The organism is Myxococcus sp. CA040A, from assembly GCF_013336725.1.
Lineage (GTDB): Bacteria > Myxococcota > Myxococcia > Myxococcales > Myxococcaceae > Myxococcus > Myxococcus llanfairpwllgwyngyllgogerychwyrndrobwllllantysiliogogogochensis.
Genome location: NZ_JABUMR010000007.1, coordinates 611,781 through 628,723 on the forward strand (window position 1 = coordinate 611,781; position 16,943 = coordinate 628,723).

Annotated in this window: 12 protein-coding genes; 7 read left to right on the forward strand and 5 right to left on the reverse strand. The window is 69.7% G+C overall.

Annotated features, from left to right (window positions below; all coding sequences use genetic code 11):
• Positions 1-15: 15 nt before the first annotated feature.
• Positions 16-390 (forward strand): VOC family protein, encoded by a 375-nt coding sequence (locus HUA75_RS32490; RefSeq protein WP_141641798.1) that lies wholly within the window; start codon positions 16-18, stop codon positions 388-390.
• Between the two features lie 20 nt (positions 391-410).
• On the opposite strand, the gene HUA75_RS32495 is transcribed toward HUA75_RS32490, so the two are convergent.
• A complete protein-coding gene (locus HUA75_RS32495; protein ID WP_174488582.1) occupies positions 411-1,001 on the reverse strand; it encodes a hypothetical protein in 591 nt (196 codons plus the stop codon).
• A 46-nt stretch (positions 1,002-1,047) separates the two neighbouring features.
• On the opposite strand from HUA75_RS32495, the gene HUA75_RS32500 reads away from it, so the two are divergent.
• Complete coding sequence (locus HUA75_RS32500; protein ID WP_174488583.1) at positions 1,048-1,695, forward strand: hypothetical protein; 648 nt, start codon at positions 1,048-1,050, stop codon at positions 1,693-1,695.
• On the opposite strand, the gene HUA75_RS32505 is transcribed toward HUA75_RS32500, so the two are convergent.
• The 4 genes from HUA75_RS32505 to HUA75_RS32520 all read right to left on the reverse strand — a co-directional run bounded on the left by HUA75_RS32505 (position 1,619) and on the right by HUA75_RS32520 (position 8,091).
• Positions 1,619-2,569: a hypothetical protein gene (locus HUA75_RS32505; protein ID WP_174488584.1), complete on the reverse strand. Its 951-nt coding sequence runs from the start codon at positions 2,567-2,569 to the stop codon at positions 1,619-1,621. The two genes, HUA75_RS32500 and HUA75_RS32505, sit on opposite strands and share 77 nt — an antisense overlap.
• Before the next feature lies 1 nt (position 2,570).
• Positions 2,571-4,106: a pilus assembly protein gene (locus HUA75_RS32510; RefSeq protein WP_141641800.1), complete on the reverse strand. Its 1,536-nt coding sequence runs from the start codon at positions 4,104-4,106 to the stop codon at positions 2,571-2,573.
• On the reverse strand, positions 4,085-4,879 hold the full coding sequence (locus HUA75_RS32515; RefSeq protein ID WP_141641801.1) for a TadE family protein: 795 nt from the start codon (positions 4,877-4,879) through the stop codon (positions 4,085-4,087). The genes HUA75_RS32510 and HUA75_RS32515 overlap by 22 nt, the downstream gene beginning before the upstream one ends.
• A 158-nt stretch (positions 4,880-5,037) precedes the next feature.
• Positions 5,038-8,091, reverse strand: coding sequence for a helicase-related protein (locus HUA75_RS32520; protein WP_174488585.1), 3,054 nt, complete (start codon positions 8,089-8,091; stop codon positions 5,038-5,040).
• 303 nt (positions 8,092-8,394) lie between these two features.
• Here HUA75_RS32520 and HUA75_RS32525 point away from each other — a divergent pair, with 303 nt between their 5' ends.
• From HUA75_RS32525 to HUA75_RS32545, 5 genes are all read left to right on the forward strand, one after another.
• Positions 8,395-10,245 (forward strand): ATP-binding protein, encoded by a 1,851-nt coding sequence (locus HUA75_RS32525; RefSeq protein WP_174488586.1) that lies wholly within the window; start codon positions 8,395-8,397, stop codon positions 10,243-10,245.
• A 263-nt stretch (positions 10,246-10,508) separates the two neighbouring features.
• Positions 10,509-12,365, forward strand: coding sequence for a cytochrome C (locus HUA75_RS32530; RefSeq protein ID WP_141641804.1), 1,857 nt, complete (start codon positions 10,509-10,511; stop codon positions 12,363-12,365).
• 29 nt (positions 12,366-12,394) lie between these two features.
• Entirely contained in the window at positions 12,395-13,558 is a 1,164-nt protein-coding gene (locus HUA75_RS32535; RefSeq protein ID WP_174457422.1) for an FIST signal transduction protein, read from the forward strand.
• 3 nt (positions 13,559-13,561) lie between these two features.
• Positions 13,562-16,507 (forward strand): response regulator, encoded by a 2,946-nt coding sequence (locus tag HUA75_RS32540; RefSeq protein WP_141641806.1) that lies wholly within the window; start codon positions 13,562-13,564, stop codon positions 16,505-16,507.
• Positions 16,500-16,895 (forward strand): response regulator, encoded by a 396-nt coding sequence (locus HUA75_RS32545; protein WP_141641807.1) that lies wholly within the window; start codon positions 16,500-16,502, stop codon positions 16,893-16,895. Before HUA75_RS32540 ends, HUA75_RS32545 begins: the two co-directional genes overlap by 8 nt.
• Positions 16,896-16,943 lie beyond the last annotated feature (48 nt).

The window sequence follows — 16,943 nt, forward strand, 5'->3', positions numbered from 1 at the left end:
AGTTGGAGACCTGTCATGGCCCACCGACTGAACTGGTTCGAGATTCCCGTCGTCGACCTGGCGCGCGCCACGCGCTTCTACGAGTCCGTCCTGTCCACCACGCTGAAGGTGGAGGACTTCCACGGCACGCGCATCGCCGTCTTCACCCGGAAGCAGGAGGGGGATGTGACGGGAGCGCTCATCCACTCGCCGCACATGCGTCCCTCGCTGGAGGGGAGCCGGGTGTTCCTGGACGCGGGCTCCGATTTGGATGGCGCCATCCGCCGCGTCGCCCAGGCGGGAGGCAAGGTGTTGGTGGAGAAGACGTCCATCGGGGCCCTGGGGTCGTTCGCGGTGCTCCAGGACACCGAGGGGAACGCGGTGGCGCTTCACGCGCACGCGGGGCACTGAGGGCTCGGAGTGGACCGTCACTATCGCGCGGGGGAGCGGCCCCGGTGGACGAGCACGACGGAGCGCAGACCGCCCTCCGCGGGCTCGTGCACGATGCGCAGCTCTTCGCCCGAGCGCGTGTACACCGTCAGGTCGCCGTCCTCGCGGCGCCATCCATCGCGGCGCAGCGCCTGGGCGTAGAAGGCATCCACTTCGCCCGCGGACATGGGCACGAGGAAGGACAGCGTCCTCGAGCCCTCGTCATTCACGCGCAAGACCTGTCGGGCCCCTGGGGGCAGTGACGCGACATCGCCCTCGGTGCCTGGTTCACGGCGCAGGGTGTGGTTGGCCTCGCCCAGGTAGACGAGCGTGACGCCGACATCCTGTGGCTGGAGGATGACGGTGAAGGTGATGCCCCGGTACATGTCGATGGCGGTGAGCATGGCCGCGCCGCTCGCGAGCTGGGGTTGCTCGGCGCCTGGAGGGACATGGAGGCCGCCGGCACGGAAGGCATCCGCGAAGCGCTGGATGAGGTCTTCCGCGCGCTCCTTCACCACCACCGCGCGAAGCACCACCGGCACGCCGCCCGCTTCCACCACTTCACTCGCGTCCACCTGTTCCAGGACGCGCATCGACGGCCAGGCGAAGCGGGGCGCGCTGTCCGGCGATGGCGCGCCCGTGGGTGCGCTGCTCGGGCCGGCTCCAGACTTGGGGCTCGTGGGCACGGAGCCGGGCTTCGTCGCGGCGCTCGCGCCTGCCTCGACCTTCGGACTCACGGATGCGGCGCTCGACTTCGCGGCGCTCGCGCCTGCTTCTACTTTGGGACTCGGAGAAGCAGCGCTCGACTTCGCGGCGTTCGCACCTGCTTCTACCTTGGGACTCGGAGAAGCAGCGCTCGACTTCGCGGCGTTCGCACCGGATTCAACCTTCGGACTCGCGGACGCAGCGCTCGACTTCGCGGCGTTCGCACCTGTCTCCACCGTCGGGCGCGCGGGCGAGGAGCCCGCCTTCGCGGCGTTCGCACCAACTTCACCCTTCGGACTCACGGACGCAGCGCTCGACTTCGCGGCGTTCGCACCTGTCTCCACCGTCGGGCGCGCGGGCGAGGAGCCCGCCTTCGCGGCGCTCGCACCGGCCTGTGCCTTCGGACTCGCGGACGCGGTGCTCGCGCCCTCCTCCGGCTTGGAGTTCACGGGCGCGGCGTGCACGGCGGCCACGCTCAGCAGCACCAGCGCGGCGAACACGGACCTCACCGCACCCGCACTCCGCCCAGCCACCGGTTCTGCCGGGCCACGTTGTACGGGCGATTCAGGTTCGGCGCACTGAAGGGCGTCGTCTCCCAGACCGACTGGCCACCCGCGTGCGTCCCACCGATGTTCTCCTGGTAGCGGTCCTCCTCGCCCCGGAAGCTCATGAAGAACTGGTCCTCGTTCACCGACTCCGAGCCCACCAGCGCCGCGAGCGCCGACCCCGCCCCACCGCCTCCACCATTCGTCCGGTACACACGCTCCGCCCAGAGGTAGTAGTCCCGATTGCCGCAGACCGCCCCACTGTTCATGCTCAGCGGACAGGCCCGTCCCTCATCCACCGTCGACAGGCCCCAGTCATCCAGGAACAAGCCAAACCGTCCCCGGCACTCGCCACCCGTCGCACGCCCCGCCGCGCACACCCGGAAGGTCGCCGCCGCGCGCCGCTGCGACGCCTGGAAGAAGCTCGGCTCCATGAAGCGACCGATGCGCTCGGCGCGAAGCTGCGTGGACGCCGTGCACCGCATCCCCTGCGACAACACCCGCATGGACGCCAGCGGCCCCTGTGCATCCGCCGGCCTCAGCGTGGGCACCCCGTCGGGCAGCTCCGCTTCACAGTCCACCCGGATGGGCTGCGCGCGCGCTATCGCCAACTGGAGCGGCACTCCACCCGCGCCATCCATACGGCTGCGGCCGTCGTAGTCCACATAGCGGCCGTTCGCCTCCGCCAGGGCCCCCGTCACCGCCGAGGGGCGCTGCCACTCGCGGTCCTCCGGGTCGTGCATCACACGGCCCGTCGCGTTCCACATCGCGAAGTTCGCGGCCTCCTGCACCTTCAACGTCAGCGCCCCCACCTCCGCGAAGTAGATGCCGAACAGGAGGATGGTGATGAACACCATCAACCCCAGCGACGTCTCGATGAGGGACTGTCCTCGTGCCGCTCGCGAGCGCATGTCAGTACCCCGCTCCCCGCCGGCTGCCGCCGCGATACCCCGCCTGCTCCAGCTCCCTCAACACCCGCCCGTGCTCGGCGAAGCCCGCCGCTTCCAGGCTCGCCGCAGGCCTGTCATCCGTGGAGCCCTCCGGACTCACCAACGTGGCGCGCCAGAACGGGTTGAGGAAGTTCGGCGGCTCACGCCATCCCCCCCCCTGCCCCGCCGCGCGCGGCCGGTGGTAGTAGACGATGCCCGCCGACAACGCGACCTGGTTGCGCTGCACGCTCTCACGCCCCGTGGGACGCGAGCGCCCCAGCGGAATGGCGTTGTCGAACTCCGTCGTGTTCTCCGCGGAGAACTTGAACCGGAAGAAGAGGTTCCACGGGTCCGGGCTCCGCCGCCGCGCATCGCTGCCGTAGTCACGGTGCAGCACCGAGTACAGCTTCGGCTGCCCATAGTGGTTGCCCGCGCCCCGCTGCAGCGAGTCCACGTTGTAACCCATGGCGAACGGCCAGATGCCCGGGCAGGAAACGCAGGCGCCCAGCGTGTGCCGCTCGAACAGCGGCTCGCCGGCCTCCGGCGCCTGACCGGGCGGCAGGCGCAGGCCATACACGTGCTGGTCCTCGGGCGTCTGCTGCTCGTCGGACATCACCCACGCATCCGTCACCGGCACCGGAATGGGGGGCGGGTTGCTGGCACACCGCGTGGGCAGGATGGCGGTCGCATGGTCATGCCCCGAGGAGTTGCGGCCCGACACGGTGGTGTACGTCGAAGGGTCCATCTCCGCCGACGCGCTGTAGCGCCGGAAGGCCGCGGACCGCGCGGCCCCGCCCGTGCCAAACCCCGCGCCGCCCGTGGGCCGGTTGTGCACCCACGTCCAACCCAGGCTGCCCATGGTGGCGTTGAGGTGCGCCGACGTGCTGCCGCCCACCGCGCACACCGCGCCACTGCCACACCCGCCACCGCCGCGTCGTACCGCGTTCATCAGGTCTTCGTGGTTGGGCACCGCGTCGTCGCCGTTGAGTTCCTGAAAGCTCTTGCCCGAACCATCCGGCGTGGCCTCCAGCTCCGGGTTCGCGCCCCGGGCGATGCGCAGCGCGAGCCGCTGCTCGGAGATGTGCTCGCGCAGCAGGTGGCCGTAGATGTTCAGCCCCGCGCGGTAGAGGTTGCCCGCGCTGCCCTGGAGCACCTTCACCTGCGTGGCGGCGGCCTTGTCCATCAGCTCCCACACCACCGGCGTGAAGACGGGCGTGCAGACCAGGTGGGCCGCGTAGACCTGGCTGCTGCGGCTGATGAGCGCCTGCGTGCCGGCCATGGCCACCATGTGGGCCACCTGCGCGCGGTTCATCACCGAAATCGCGTTGAACGTGCGCGCCGTCGCCACCGCCTGGCTGTACGCCGCCGCGTCCGCGGCCATCTGGATTTCGACGCGCTCCTTGGCGCGCATGCCGAAGCCCAGCGTCATCAGCACCATCAGCGCGAGCAAGAGCAGCGTCAGCGCGAACAGCACGAGGGCCTGCCCTCGCGAGGTCTTCAGAAGCCGGTAACGGGACATTCGGCACCTCGCGAGAAGTTGTCGGCCATCACTGGCGTCATCATCCGCATCGCCGCGTGGACCTGGATGGGGAAGACGAAGTGTCCCCGGTTGCTCCACGTCACCATGCGCTCGTCCAGCGCGCCACCCGGCCAGTCATTCGGCCCGAGCGGCGGCGCCTCGTCGTTCCACCAGTCCGAGCGCTTCTGCGCCGGCATCAGCGGATTGGTGGCCGTGTAGTTTCGCAGTCCGAAGTGGGCCAGGAACATCCGGCTCATCACCCAGTTCGCGAAGGGGATGCGCATGTAGTACCAGGCCACCATGCGGATCTCCAACGTGCGGTTGTCGAGCGCCGCGTCGTTGTCCGTGGGCTGGTCGAAGAGCAGGTCCTCGTTGCCCGCGAGCGCGTTCACCCACGCGGGGTCCGGCGAGTCGCGGACAATCTCCACCATGGGCCCGTTGAAGAGGTTCCCGTAGGAGCTCATCACCCGGTACTCGTTGTCCCGCCGCATCCGGAACGCGTCCGCCAGAATCTGGGGGCTGTCCGTGCGGACGATGGACGGCAGCATCGTCACCATCGCCGCGTGCATCATCGGCAGGCAGTCACCGTGATTGAGGCTGCCCGCCCGCACCGCCCGGTACACCGCCACCTGCGCGAGGATGCGCGCCTGCAGCATCATGAAGAGCTGCAGCGTCCCCAACACCAGGAACACGACCAGCGGGAGCGTCAAAGCCGCTTCCACCGCTGCCTGTCCGGATTGCTTGGATGTGGGTGACGTGGCGCGGGGAACCATACATCACTCAATTCCCTGAATCTTGTTGATTGAGGAATCGGTCAAGTGGACCGGTAACCAAAGTCAGTACCCAGTCCCACTGTCAACGACACAGTGGGACTGTCTGCATCAGCAAATTGACACCTCGCGTCACAACTTCTTTCCCGCCGAGAGGATTCTCAGCGATTGATGACGAACCCGCAGGCGGAGTCGAGAGTCACCTTGGACCCACTCAGGGCCTGGAGCAACCGCTCGTAGTGCGAGTGTTCGGCGCCGAGCTGGGCAGCGAGAGCATCGTCGGACAGGCCCTGATGGTCCAGGGACAGCCGGAGGCGCTCCAGGGCGGAGTCCCGCTCGGCTTCAATGGCCTCGCGCGCGGAGGTGGTGAGCTTCGCCAGGGCCGCCTCGGCGCCCCGCTGGCCCACCGGCACCGCCGCGTCCACGAAGGCGTCGAAGCCCGGGAAGGCGCGTGACACCTCGTCGCCCTTGAGCGACTTGCCATCGGCCTCCAGCGCGGGGATCAGCGAGTCCTCCACCTTGGGCCCCGCCGCGCCGCCATCCACCACGGCCACGTGCAGCAGGGTGCGCTCCAGGAAGCGCGCCAGTTGACGGCTGGGCACGCGCGCGCCCGGGGAGGTGTCCTCCGGCTCCGGGAGCTGCACGTGGTAGAGCAGCTCCACCCCACGCGCCTTCAGCGGCCCGCGCTTCTCGATGAAGCGGAAGGCGCTGCGCCCATAGGGGCCGTCGCGCAGGAAGCCGAAGAGGGCCTCCACCAGGGGGTGCCCGGTGGCGAAGTACTCCAGCTCCTCCGCCTCCACCGCCGTGTCGCGCCAGAAGGTGCCCAGCCGCGTGTGGTCCTCCATGACGTCCAGCCCCGGCAGCCCGTCCACCTTCAGCGCGTGACCGAACTGGAAGGCCACCTGGAAGGCCTCCACCTGCTCGTCGATGTCCACGCCAATGCCCACCCGCCGCGCCAGCTCCGCGACGGTTTCTTCCAGCCGCTCGTCCAAGTCGCGCGCGACGCTCCACAGGCCGTCCTCCACGCCGGGCGCCTCGCCGTCCTCGTCCTCGTCGGGTTCGAGCCCCATCCGCTCCTGCGCGCGCTTCACCAGCCGCTCCACCGCGGGCCGGTCGAAGCTGCGCACATCCAAAAGCGGGTCATACGCGCGCTTCACCTGCTCGCGCGCCGATTCGACCTTGGCCTTCAGCTCGGCGGCGTAGGACACGCGCGCCTCGCGCGGCAGGAGCGCCAGCTCCGCGAGCCGGTCCTCCACCTCCTCCAGCACCGCGTCCAGGCCGCCCACCGTCTCGCCGAAGACACCGACGGCGTCCGCCAGCAGCGTCAGCACGTCCGACGCCAGCGTGCCCACCGAGTCGAAGACGTGAATCTCCACCGGGTGCGTCTGGCCGATGCGGTCCAACCGGCCGATGCGCTGCTCCACCGTGGCCGGGCTCCAGGGCAAATCGTAGTGGACCAGGTGGTGCGCGAACTGGAAGTTGCGGCCCTCGCCGCCCACTTCCGTGCACAGCAATACCTTCGGACCTTCCGGCCCCCGGAAGCGCGCCACCTGCCTGTCGCGCTCCAAGAGCGGCAGGTCGCCGTGGTAGCCCAGCGCCTCCACGCCCTCGCGCCCCAGCTCCGCCTGGAGCATCTCCAGCGTGTCCCGGCTCTCCGTGAAGACGAGCACCTTGGCCGCGGGCTCCGCCTTCCACACGCCGCGCAGCACCCCCAGGAACGCGCCGAACTTCGCGTCGCGCGAGGGCAGCTTCAGCACCTCTGACTGCGCCTTCAACACCGGGTTGGACCGCACCGCGCCCGCGAAGGCCGCGGGACTCGACTCCAGCCGGCGCAGCACGTTGCCCAGCGGCGCGCCCCGCAGCGTGCCCGCCGCCAACGTGGCGAGCGCCGCGTCGCGGACCTTCAGCTCCTCCGCCGGCAGCGTCACCGGGTGGCGATGCAGCCTGCGCGTGGAGAAACCACCCACCACCGCACGACGGTTACGCACCAGCCTGTCGCTCAGGCTGTACGTCTCCGCCAGGTGCTGGAGCAGGGCTTGCGGCTCCTTGAGCGTCTTGAGCCGCGCGTCCTCGGGGAAGCGCTTCGCCAGCGCCTTCACCGCCGCGTCGGGCTTGCCCTTGCCGCCCTCCATCAGCGCGCGCACCGCGGTGGACAGCTCCTCCTGGCGCGCCAGGCGCTCCTCGAAGCCCGCGACGCTGGGCGCGGTGGCCGCGTCAATCAGCGTGAGCAGCCCGTGGTACTCGGCCGGGTCCAGCTGCATGGGCGTGGCGGTGAGCAGCAACAGGCCCCAGGAGTTCTTCGCCAGCACCCGCGCGGCCTCGAAGGCCCGCTCACCCTTGAGGTGGTGCGCCTCGTCGATGATGACCAGGTCCCAGAACGCGCCCTCGGCGCCGAGTTCCTGGCGGTGCTCCTCGCTGCGGGAGAGCAGCTCCAGGCTCGTCACCACCAGCGGGAAGCGCGCCCACGGGGAGACATCCGGCACCTCCTTGAGCGACTGCGCGTAGCGGTCCGAGTCCATCAGCGTGAAGAGCTGGTTGAACTTGTGGAACAGCTCCACCAACCACTGCACGGTGAGGTGGCTGGGCGCCACCACCAGACACCGACGCACGAGGCCCGACAGGCGCAGTGCGCTGAACACCATGCCCGCTTCAATCGTCTTGCCCAGGCCCACCTCGTCGGCGAGCACGAAGCGCGGCCGGCGGGCGGACAGCACGCGCTGCACCACGCCCACCTGGTGCGGCTTCACCATGATGCGGCTGGCCAGGAGCGCGCCCAGCGCGTCACAGCGGCGCTCGTCGTCCAGGACCAGGGCCTGTTTGCGCAGCGTGAAGGCGCGGGCCTCACCCACGCGGCCCTCGCGCAGCGTGGACAAGAGGTCCGAGCGCGGGGGCAGCGCGCGCACCTCCGACTCCGGCAGCTCGTCCTCCTCGCCCGTCTCCGCGTAGCGCAACACGTAGCGGCGCAGGCCTCGCGCGCCCGGCTCCTCGGCCACGACGAGGGCCAGCCGCCCCTTGTACGTCAGCACCGGCTCACCCGGTGGCAGCGGATACGACACCAGGGCGCCGCCCTTGGTGGACACCAGCACCGGGGCGTCCTCCCGAGCGGGGAAGACGACGAGCGCCTTGGCGCCTTCTTCCTGGAGCGACAGCAGGTGTCCCACACCCCATTCGGGCTGCGGGAGGTAGCGGACCTTCAGACCTTCGACGAGGGACATAGGCGGTGCGGGACGACCCGAGCAAAGAGGGGGTCCGCCTCATAACCCCCTGCCCTGGCGATGGCCATTCCTGATGGGCCCCCGCGCCCGCCACGCAACACCCCCAGTTGTCGCGTCCGACGCGCGCCGACCCCGAAACAGGGGTCCCCGCGTGGTCCAACTTCCACCCTGGGAGAGTCACGAAGCGCCCTGGGGCGACTCAGACTTTGTCCAACCGGGCAATGTTCCCGCTCCCTCACATCAGGGATGCTGGACGTCGCCTTCCTGATGCGGGTTCCCGCTAGGGATGGGGGGGAGTGCCACATGATGCGACGTTGGACGTTCGCTCAGCGAGTCGGGGCGGGTGTGTCCGCCTGCATGCTCGCCGGTCTGCTGCTCCTCGTGACACTCCTGTCCGTGGTGCACGGACTGCTCACACATACGGAGACCACGCACGTCGCGCTGCGACAGGCGCTGCTGGCCGGCTGCGTGGGCCTTGCCGGCGTGGGCGCGCTGGGCTTCGTGCTGCACCACGCGCTCGCGCCGCTGCACGCCCGGCACGAGCACAGCGAGCAGCGCCTGCGGCTGTTGATGGAGGCGGTGACCGACTACGCGCTGTGCTTCCTGGACCCCAACGGCCGCGTCACCGCGTGGAACGCCGGCGCCGAGCGCCTCACCGGCTGGGCGGAGATGGACGTCACCGGCGGCACGCTGGAGCCCCTGCACCCCGAGGACGCGGTCGCCGCGGGCGTGCATCAGGCCCACCTGGAGCGCGCCGCGCGCGAGGGGCGCCTGTTGTCCGAGGGCTGGCGCGTGCGCCGCGACGGCTCGCGCTTCTGGGCGGAGACGCTGCTCACCGCGCTCTGGGACTCGCGCGGCCACCTGCGGGGCTTCGCCGAGGTGACGCGCGACATCACCGAGCGCCGGCGCATGGAGCGCGCCCAGGCCCTCTTCGCCGAGGCGGGCCGCGTCCTCCAACCCCTCTCTGGCGCCCGTGAAGTGGGCGAGGCCCTCACGCGCCTGTGCGTGCCCGAGGTCGCCGACGCATGCATCCTCTTCCTGCCCTCCGCGGACGGACAGGTGCGTCCCCAGGCCGTGGCGTGCGCGGACGCGCAGGCGGCCAGCCGCATGTGGGAGCCGCTCCTGCGCAGCCCGCACGGCGACGAGGTGGGCCCCCACCATGTGGTGTGCACGGGCCGCGTGGAGCTGCTGCCAGAGGTGGACGCGGAGCGACTGCCGCAGGCGCTGGAGAGCACCGCGCACGGGGAGCTCTTGCGCGTGCTGGGCGTGACGTCCTCCCTCACCGTGCCGTTGGCGGTGGGCCCGCGCGTGCTGGGCGCGCTGTGCCTCTTGTCCACCGGCGCTCGCCGCTACGGCCAGGTGGACCGGGCCTTCATGGAGGAGCTGGCCGCCCGGGCCGCCCTCGCCCTGGACAACGCGCGCCTGCTCGCGGAGACCCAGGGCGCGCTGGAGCTCATCGGCGTGGCCGCGCATGACCTGGGCAACCCCTTGAGCTCGCTCCAGCTGAGGCTGCGCCGGCTGCGCATGCTGGACGTCACCGCGCACGAGCCCCGCATGCGGGACGGCCTCCTCGGCGCGGAGAGCGAGGCGCGCCGCATGGGCCGGCTGCTGCACAACCTGCTCGACTTGTCGCGCCTGTCCGCCGGCCACATGACGCTGGACCGCGAGGACATGGACCTGGCCGCCCTGGTGCGCGAAGTGGCCGAGCGCCACGCCGAGCAGGCCACCGCCGCCGGCTGCGCCCTCACCGTGCGCATCCATGAGGACGACACCTCCGGGCAGTGGGACCGGCTGCGCCTGGACCGCGTGGTGACGAACCTCCTGAGCAACGCCCTCAAGTTCGGCCACGGCCAGCCCATCGACCTGAGCGTCCACGGCGACGCCACCCATGTGCGAGTCACGGTGAAGGACGCGGGCCTCGGCATCGCCCCCGGCGACCAGCAGCGCCTCTTCCGCCGCTTCGAGCGCGTCCACGGCGAAGGCCATCACCACCCCGGCACCGGCCTGGGCCTCTACATCGCCCACCAGCTCGTCGAAGCCCACGGCGGCTCCATCCTCCTTCGGAGCCGAATCGGGGAAGGCGCGGAATTCACCATTGAACTTCCCAGGACGCTCCAGGGCAGGTCCTGCCTTCCCCTACAAGTCAGCGCCTGACCTCCTGTAACTCCTTCAGTGAATTGCGAAAATTCCGACACTTGACGCCTTCCTGGGTTTGAGCCCAGCGGATTATTTTCCTAGAAGTTGAAGGCATCTGTTCAATCCAGATATTCTTCGTACGGCTAAAAAGGCTCGAACCGGGGAAACCCGGAAACGGGAGAGACCCGGCCCACATCGTCCCCCCGACGAAGGGCTACAGGGTCCACTGGCCGGGGCGCCAATGGCGGCGTCCGAAACCACACGTACGAGGAGATTCACCCATGGGTGGACTTGGAGCACCCTGGTCCCAGCGCGAGGCGTGTACACACCGCCCGCTCGGTTACCCCACGACCAGCCAGACGTTGCTGCTGGCGGCGGTGACGGGGTTGCTGGTGGCCTGCGGCGGACCGGACCTGGACTCGCAAGAGGCTGTCGCGGTGGACGCGCTGGAGTCGGAGGCCCAGGCGCTGTCGGGCCGGGACGACTCGCGCCGCCCGCGCCCCCCCGAGCCCGTGGGTCTGGCGCTCGAGGTGAAGAACGGCCAGGGCGAATTGGTGCGCGTGCGCGCCGGCGGCACCTTCTTCATCAGCCAGATTGATATCCGCGCCACCGTCCAGGCGCTCGCGGACCACAAGGACTTGAAGACGCTGCGCACCACCAGCGACTTCGCCGGGCTGGGCTGGTCGGGCGTGCGCGCGGTGGACGAGGAGCCGGTGCTCCTGGGCGGGCCGACGGGCTTCACCCGCCGCCGCTTCTACCGGGGCGCGGCGTGGATGGACGTGCCCAGCTTCTTCACCGTGGAGCCGGTGGACTCGCGCGGCCGCCTCACCGGCCTGCCCGTGCTCCTCAACATCGGCGCCGAGCACCAGCGCCGGGACCGCACCGACGACTTCTTCATCCGCCGCCTGCGCGCCATCCACACGACGACCGACTGCCGCGCGCCCAACGACTGCACGGGCGCCAGGAGCTTCGAGGAGGAGGCGCTCGTCGAGGTCCGCAACGCCTACGAGCACGCCAAGCAGCGCACCCTCAAGCTGACCTCCGGCACCACCTCCCTGCGCCTGCGCTGGAGCCTGCGTCCCTTCGCCCCCTACTCCATCCCCGTGGAGCAGGTGCAGAACCCGGACTATGCGTACGGCTTCGGCATCGACGTGGCCGCCCTCACCCCGCCGCGCCACGACGGCACCTACGCGCCCGGGTCCGAAATCACCTTCCAGGTCACCCTGCGGGACGGGGAAGGAAAACGGCTTCACCCCTCGGGAAGTCTGCCGTCCTACAATGAGGTCGCGCCCGTCGGCGGAAACGCGGCGGGCATCCAGTACTATCGGGCCTTCTTCGATGCGACGACGACGTACTACCGCCGCAAGCACCGGGAGCGGATGCTGATGACGCAAATCATCGGCCCCGCACAGAACATCCAGCCCATCCGCTCCATCATCGACATCGACGCGTTCCTGGACCCGGAGGTCGATGAGCAGGTGGTCGCCACCGAGGCGCGCGATGGCGTCTTCTCCCAGTTCGCCATCCTGCCCTTCGCCAACATCGTCTTCCGCGGCGCGTTCTTCCCCAGCGAGGGCCTCTGGGACCGCCCCAACACGGACACGTGGCAGTACAAGATTCCCGCCGACGCCACGCCGGGCACGTACCTGGTGACGGTGAAGGGCCGCCGCGTGTACCTGGGCGAGGACGTGCCGGGCTCGCGCACCATCGAAATCCAGGTGGGCACGAAGAAGCGCACCGAGGCGACGCTGACGACGGGCCCGTGCAACAGCTGCCACAGCGAAGGCGGAGAGCTGTCCGAAGTGCTGCACGGCAACGACAACCGCGCCGCATGCAACGGGTGCCATTCGCCGCTGGGCTTCGAATTGGAAGGCCCCATCTTCGTGCGCACGCACTTCATCCACTCGCGCTCCAACCGCTTCGACGCGCCCCTGGAGAAGTGCTCCTCCTGTCACCTGACGAAGGAGAGCATCCAGCGCACCAGCAAGGCCGCGTGCCTGTCGTGCCACACGAGCTACCCGGACAGCCACGTGGCGAAGTTCGGCCCCATCGAAAGCATGTACGTCGGGGGAGGCAGAGAGTCCTTCCAGCAGTGCACCGGCGCCTGTCATACCGAGCACCCGCGCGCCGGCCTCTAGCCGCCGCCAGTCCCCCCCGGAGGTCCTTCATGGCACAAGTGAAGATGCAGACGGCTCGCACCACGTTGAAGGAGCCCGAAGCCGCCGCGGAGGACCTGTTGAGCCAGCTGGGCGCCATCAAGCCCGTGCTGGTGACGATGTTCGCCTCGCGGGACAGGGACCCGTACGCCCTGAACCGCGCGGTGCGCGCGCGGCTGCCGCCGGGCACCCGGCTGGTGGGCGCCACGACGGCGGGCGAACTGGACAACACCGGCATCCACGAGGGCAGCGTGGTGTTGTCCGCGCTCTCCGGCGACCTGGAGGTCGGCCTGGGCCTGGGCACCCAGCTCTCCGTGGATGCGATTTCCGCGGGACAGGTGGCCATCAGACGCGCCTGCGAGGATTTGGGCGTGCGGCAGCAGGACCTGGATCCGCGCCGCTACGTCGGCCTCGTCATCGACGACGGCTTCCGCTACAAAAAAGAGGAGCTGCTGCTCGGCATCCTCGAGCGCAGCCAGACGCTGGTGCTCGTGGGCGGCGGCGCCAGCGACGACAACCGGGACCCGGCCAGGCAGTCCGCGCTGGTGCACGTGGACGGCGAGGTCGCCACCGACGCGGTGCTCGTCGCCCTGTTCCGCACCAGCGCCCCCTGGGCCGCGCTGCGCTCGCACTGGTACGTGCCCACCGGCGAGAAGCTCACCATCACCAAGGTGGACGAGAGCCACACGCGCGCGCTCGAAATCGACGGCCACCCCGCCGCGAAGCGCTACGCCGAAATCCTGGGCGTGGAGGACGTGCGTGACTTGGAGTTCGGCACGCCCCGGGGCTTCGCGGTGCGCCCCACGGCGCTGCGCGTGGGCCGCGAGTACTTCATCCGCGCGGCGTGGAGGCCCCAGGAGGACGGCTCCATCCTCTTCGCCAACCTGCTGGAGGAGGGCACCGAGCTGGAGCTGATGAAGCTGGGTGACATGGCGGGAATGACGCGGAGCTTCTTCACCGAGGAGATGCCCCGCCGGGTACACAACCCCCAGGCCGCTCTGCTGTTCCACTGCGGCGGGCGCATGTGGTACGCGCATGCGACCAACTCCGTGGCCGAACTCGCGGAGACCCTGAAGGCCGCACCCACCGCCGCTGGGATGAACGTGCACTTCGAAATCTACTCGGGGTTCCACATCAACACCACGTTGACGACGCTGGTGTTCGGGGCGAACTGAGCCATGGCCACCTCCCTCACCTCCTCCGTCCCTCCGACGGACACCGCCACCCTCCTGCTCGTGGCGAGCGAGCGCGAGTGCCAGCGCGTGGAAGAGGCGCTCGGCCACGCGGGTGTCGTCGCCCGGACGGAGCGCGCCACCAGCACCGAGGCCCTGACGGCCGCGCTGGGGCGCTCCTGGTCGCTCGTCGTGTGCGGTTCGGAAGTGCCGGGCCTGGGCTTCGCGGAGGCGCAGGCGCTGTGGCGTCAGCACTCGCGCGAGCTGCCCTTCGTCGTGCTGTCGCGCGACTGGAGCGACGACACGCTGGAGGCCAGCACCCGCGCGGGCGCTCGCGACTACGTCAGCGAGGACCGCTTCAACCGGATGGCGCCCGTGCTGCGCCGCGAGCTTCCCCTGGCCGGGGACAGGCTCCGCCATGACGCCACCGCGGAGGAGCTGCACCGCACCAACTGGATTCTGGGCAACATCATCGACGCTTTGCCCTTCGTCCTCTTCGTGAAGGACGCGGCGACGCGCCGGCTGGTGGTGGCCAACAAGACCTTCGCGGACGCGTTCGGCGTCACCAAGGAGTGGCTGCTCGGCAAGCTGGACCACGACTACTTCCCGCAGGAGCAGGCGGACTCGTTCGTCGCCATCGACTCCGACATCCTCGCCACCAAGAAGATGCGCTCCTTCGAGGAGGTGGCGCGCGCGGGCGGCGTGGACCGCATCTTCGCCACGCGCAAGCTGCCGCTCCTGGATGGCGGAGGCGAGGCCCGCTACGTGCTGGGCGTCACCGAGGACATCACCGAGCGCAAGCAGAACGAGGAGATGCTGCGCGCGTCCAAGGCGGAGCTGGAGGCGGCGAACAAGCAGCTCGCCGCCAGCCTGGAGGAAATCAAGCGCACCCGCGCCGTGTCCGCCCGCTCGCTGGCGTCCTACCAGCAGCGCGCGCTGCAGATGGAGATCATCCGCCAGCAGAACGAGGACCTGGACCGGCTGGCCCAGGAGCTGGCGGTGGCCAAGCGCAACGAGGAGGAGCGCGCCCGCGAGGCCGAGGCCGCCGCCCGCCTCAAGAGCGAGTTCCTGGCCAACTTCAGCCACGAAATCCGCACGCCGCTCAACGGCATCATCGGCTACTGCGACCTCTTGATGCGCGAGGAGGGCTCGCGCCTGACGGCCCACGGCCGCCGCGACCTGAACGTCGTCAAGACGAACGCGAAGACGTTGCTGGCGCTCATCAACGACATCCTGGACCTGTCCAAGATTGAAGCGGGCAAGGTGGATGTCGTCACCGAGCCGGTGGACGTGCAGGAGCTGGCCGACGAGTGCATGGCCACGGTGAAGGAATACCTCAAGGGCAAGGACGTGGCCCTGACGACGCACATCGACGGCCAGGCGAGCATGCTGCGCACCGATGCGCTGAAGCTGCGGCAGATCATGCTCAACCTCCTGAGCAACGCCGCCAAGTTCACCGACACGGGCGAGGTCGCGCTGAGCCTGGTGCCGTCCGGCGACGAAGTCGTGATGACGGTGGAGGACACCGGCGTCGGCATCCCCGCGGACCAGCTGCCCTTCATCTTCGAGAAGTTCCGCCAGGTGGACGGCTCCACCACCCGCAAGGTCGGCGGCACGGGCCTGGGCCTGGCGATTGTGCGCGAGCTGTCGCGGGTGCTCGGTGGCACCGTCAACGTGGTGTCCACGCTGGGCCGGGGCACCACCTTCACCGTGCGCCTGCCCAACACGGCGAACCGGCCGACCAGCGCGCCTCAGGTGGCCCACGAGCGCGGCGTGCCCGTGGCGGAGGTCGCCCAGCACGTGGGCGCGCTGGCGCAGCCCGGCAGCACCGTGCTGGTGGTGGATGATGATCCGCTCATCCAGCAGCTCGTCACCGGCCAGTTGGAGCCCGCGGGCTTCAAGGTCGTGGTGGCCGAGGACGGCATCGCCGCGCTCAAGCGCGCCCGGGAGCTCAAGCCCCAGGCCATCCTGCTGGACATCCACCTGCCCAAGCTGGACGGCTGGTCCGTGCTCAGCCAGCTCAAGGGTGACCAGGCGCTGGCCAGCATCCCCGTCATCCTCATCTCCGTGGAGGAGCAGCGCGCCCGAGGCTTCTCGCTGGGCGCGTGCGAGTACCTGGTCAAGCCGGTGGAGCCCGAGCGCCTGGTCGAAGTGGTGCAGCGCTGCCTGGGCCAGCCGTCGGGGACGTCCGCCGGAGTGGGCGAGGTGCTGGTGGTGGACGACGACTCCGCCACGCGCGAGCTGGTCAGCCGCAACCTGCGCCGCGCCGGCTTCTCCACCGCCGAGGCTCGCAACGGCGAGGACGCGCTGCTCAAGGCGCGCGTCTCACCGCCGTCGCTCGTCGTGCTGGATTTGATGATGCCCAACCTGGATGGCTTCGAGGTGCTGCGCCGGCTGCGCGCGGAGAAGCTCCAGGTGCCCGTCGTCGTGCTCACCGGAAAGTCGCTCACCCACGAGGAGGAGTCGCTCTTGCGCGACGGCTTCGCGGGCTTCGTGAAGAAGGGCGGCCATGCGCTGGAGGACGTCATCGCCCAGGCCAAGGGCCTGCTGTTGTCCCAGCGTGCCGCCAGCGCCGGCAGGCTGCCTCGCATCCTGTATGTAGAAGACAGTGCCCAGAATCGCGACATCGTCCGCCGCTACCTGGGCGGACTGTTCGAGGTCATCGAGGCGGAGGACGGAGAGCATGGACTGGAGCGCGCGACGCGCGACAATCCGGACCTCATCCTGATGGACCTCTCCCTGCCACGGCTGGATGGTTGGGAGGCAACACGTCGCTTGCGTGCGGTACCCTCCGTGGCCAACGTGCCGGTCATCGCGGTGACGGCTCACGCGGGGCGGGAATATCAGGACAAGGCACACGCGGCGGGCTGCACCGCGTACCTCACCAAGCCCCTTGATCGTGACCAGTTGCTCGAGATGATCCGCAAGCATCTAGGGAGAAGCCATGGCTGAAGAAAAAGCACGCGTCCTGGTGGTGGACGATGACCCGGACCTGCTCGACCTCGTCCAGCGCTCGCTGAGCTCCTATGGGTTCGAGGTGCTGACCCACACCTCGGCGCTGGGCGTGTCGAATCTGGTGAGCGCCTCCGAACCGGACTTCGTCCTCATCGACGTCAACTTCCCCGCCCTCAAGGGCGACAAGGTCGTCAACCTCGCGCGCCAGTACGCGTCCGCGAAGACGAAGTTCATCCTCTACTCGGCCTCGGACGAGTCGAAGCTGCGCTCGCTCGCGCTGGCCTCCGGCGCGGACGGCTACATCTCCAAGAGCGTCCAGGGCGAGGAGCTGGCCAACCGGCTGCGCACCTTCCGCCTCAAGCCGCGTCCGCCACCGGCCACCTGAGCCGTTGTCCTTCCGTGCTCCGGGCCACCCAACGGCCCGGGGCGCGAC

What these genes read in the sequence shown, in the direction of transcription:
- HUA75_RS32545 (WP_141641807.1), top strand. Translation starts at nt 16,500, where the DNA reads ATGGCTGAAGAAAAAGCACGCGTCCTGGTGGTGGACGATGACCCGGAC.
- HUA75_RS32515 (WP_141641801.1), bottom strand. Translation starts at nt 4,879, where the DNA reads ATGGTTCCCCGCGCCACGTCACCCACATCCAAGCAATCCGGACAGGCA.
- HUA75_RS32495 (WP_174488582.1), bottom strand. Translation starts at nt 1,001, where the DNA reads ATGCGCGTCCTGGAACAGGTGGACGCGAGTGAAGTGGTGGAAGCGGGC.
- HUA75_RS32510 (WP_141641800.1), bottom strand. Translation starts at nt 4,106, where the DNA reads ATGTCCCGTTACCGGCTTCTGAAGACCTCGCGAGGGCAGGCCCTCGTG.
- HUA75_RS32530 (WP_141641804.1), top strand. Translation starts at nt 10,509, where the DNA reads ATGGGTGGACTTGGAGCACCCTGGTCCCAGCGCGAGGCGTGTACACAC.
- HUA75_RS32525 (WP_174488586.1), top strand. Translation starts at nt 8,395, where the DNA reads ATGATGCGACGTTGGACGTTCGCTCAGCGAGTCGGGGCGGGTGTGTCC.
- HUA75_RS32505 (WP_174488584.1), bottom strand. Translation starts at nt 2,569, where the DNA reads ATGCGCTCGCGAGCGGCACGAGGACAGTCCCTCATCGAGACGTCGCTG.
- HUA75_RS32540 (WP_141641806.1), top strand. Translation starts at nt 13,562, where the DNA reads ATGGCCACCTCCCTCACCTCCTCCGTCCCTCCGACGGACACCGCCACC.
- HUA75_RS32490 (WP_141641798.1), top strand. Translation starts at nt 16, where the DNA reads ATGGCCCACCGACTGAACTGGTTCGAGATTCCCGTCGTCGACCTGGCG.
- HUA75_RS32520 (WP_174488585.1), bottom strand. Translation starts at nt 8,091, where the DNA reads ATGTCCCTCGTCGAAGGTCTGAAGGTCCGCTACCTCCCGCAGCCCGAA.
- HUA75_RS32535 (WP_174457422.1), top strand. Translation starts at nt 12,395, where the DNA reads ATGGCACAAGTGAAGATGCAGACGGCTCGCACCACGTTGAAGGAGCCC.